Origin of the sequence: Microbacterium kribbense (genome assembly GCF_039537285.1) — a bacterium.
Classification (GTDB): domain Bacteria; phylum Actinomycetota; class Actinomycetes; order Actinomycetales; family Microbacteriaceae; genus Microbacterium; species Microbacterium kribbense.
Window position 1 is genome coordinate 1 of the sequence record NZ_BAABAF010000022.1, and the last position, 1,404, is coordinate 1,404.

Sequence of the window (1,404 nt, forward strand, 5' to 3'; positions counted from 1 at the left end):
GGTGACGTCCCCTGGGGTGGTGTAGTTCTCGGTGCTGAGTGTCACGTCGTTGACGTGGTGAGCCATCGTGCGATGGTCAGTGAGAACCGACTAAAGCTACTCACAGAAAGACACAACGCACGATGGCTCTTGACCAGTCTGCCCTCCTCGAGCTCCTCGGGGAACTGAAACTCACCGATGTCACTGACCGGATCCGTGTCGCGACGGAAGCGCTTTATCAGGAGCTGATCGATGCCGAAGCGGCCGCGTTCATCGGCGCCGCTCCCTTCGAACGCTCCCCGGGTCGTGTCACGCAACGCAACGGCACCCGCCCGCGCACCTTGACGACCACGGCCGGGGATCTGGAGTTGCGGCTCCCGAAGCTGCGGCAAGGGTCATTCTTCCCGTCGTTGCTGGAGCGGCGCCGGCGCGTCGACCAGGCGTTGTTCGCGGTGGTGATGGAGGCGTATGTTCACGGCGTCTCGACCCGCAAGGTCGACGATCTGGTGAAGGCGCTCGGCGCCGACACCGGCATCTCCAAGAGTGAGGTGTCGCGGATCTGCGCGAACCTGGACGAGGACGTCGCCGCGTTCCGTGACCGGCCCCTCGCCGACACGACCTACCCGTATGTGTTCCTCGATGCGACTTACTGCAAAGCCAGGGTCGGCCGCCGAGTCGTCTCCCAAGCTGTCGTCGTCGCGATCGGCGTCGCCGCCGACGGGCGCCGGGAAGTCCTGGGCTTCGAGGTTGGGGAGACTGAGTCGCAGCCGTTCTGGACGACGTTCCTGCGGTCGTTGAAGGCCCGCGGGCTCGGCGGGGTGAAACTCGTCATCAGTGACGCGCACACCGGGCTGATCTCCGCAATCGAGACCGTCTTCGCCGGGTCGGCATGGCAGCGGTGTCGTGTTCATTTCATGCGCAACGTGCTCTCCAACGTCCCGAAGGCATCGGGGCCGATGGTCGCGTCGATCATCCGCACGATCTTCGCGCAACCCGACACCGAGCACGTCTTCGCCCAGTTCCACGAAGTCGTGCGGATGCTGACTCGGTCGCATCCGAAGATCGCGGACATGCTCGAAGACGCGAAGAACGACATCCTCGCGTTCTGTGGATTCCCGCAACAGCACTGGCGACAGATCTGGTCCACAAACCCGCTCGAGCGCGTCAACAAGGAGATCAAACGCCGCACCGACGTCGTCGGCACCTTCCCCAACCCCGCAGCGCTCCTGCGCCTGGCAGGGCATGTCCTGATCGAGCAACACGACGAATGGGACGGCGCCGACCGCCGCTACTTCAGCGAGCACTCCATGAAACTCCTCACCGTCACCGACGAGGAGGTGGCGATCCCAGAACTCAACGCGGCATAATCAACAACAGCTGATCCGCACGGTGTCGAGAAACTCCACCACTCAGCGGGACGTCACC

1 protein-coding gene is annotated in these 1,404 nt (G+C 63.8%); it reads left to right on the forward strand.

Annotated features, from left to right (window positions below; all coding sequences use genetic code 11):
• The first annotated feature begins 122 nt into the window (after positions 1-122).
• Positions 123-1,346 (forward strand): IS256 family transposase, encoded by a 1,224-nt coding sequence (locus tag ABD705_RS16000; protein ID WP_344785398.1) that lies wholly within the window; start codon positions 123-125, stop codon positions 1,344-1,346.
• Positions 1,347-1,404 lie beyond the last annotated feature (58 nt).

Coding starts and splice junctions, on each gene's coding strand:
- ABD705_RS16000 (WP_344785398.1), top strand. CDS start 123: ATGGCTCTTGACCAGTCTGCCCTCCTCGAGCTCCTCGGGGAACTGAAA.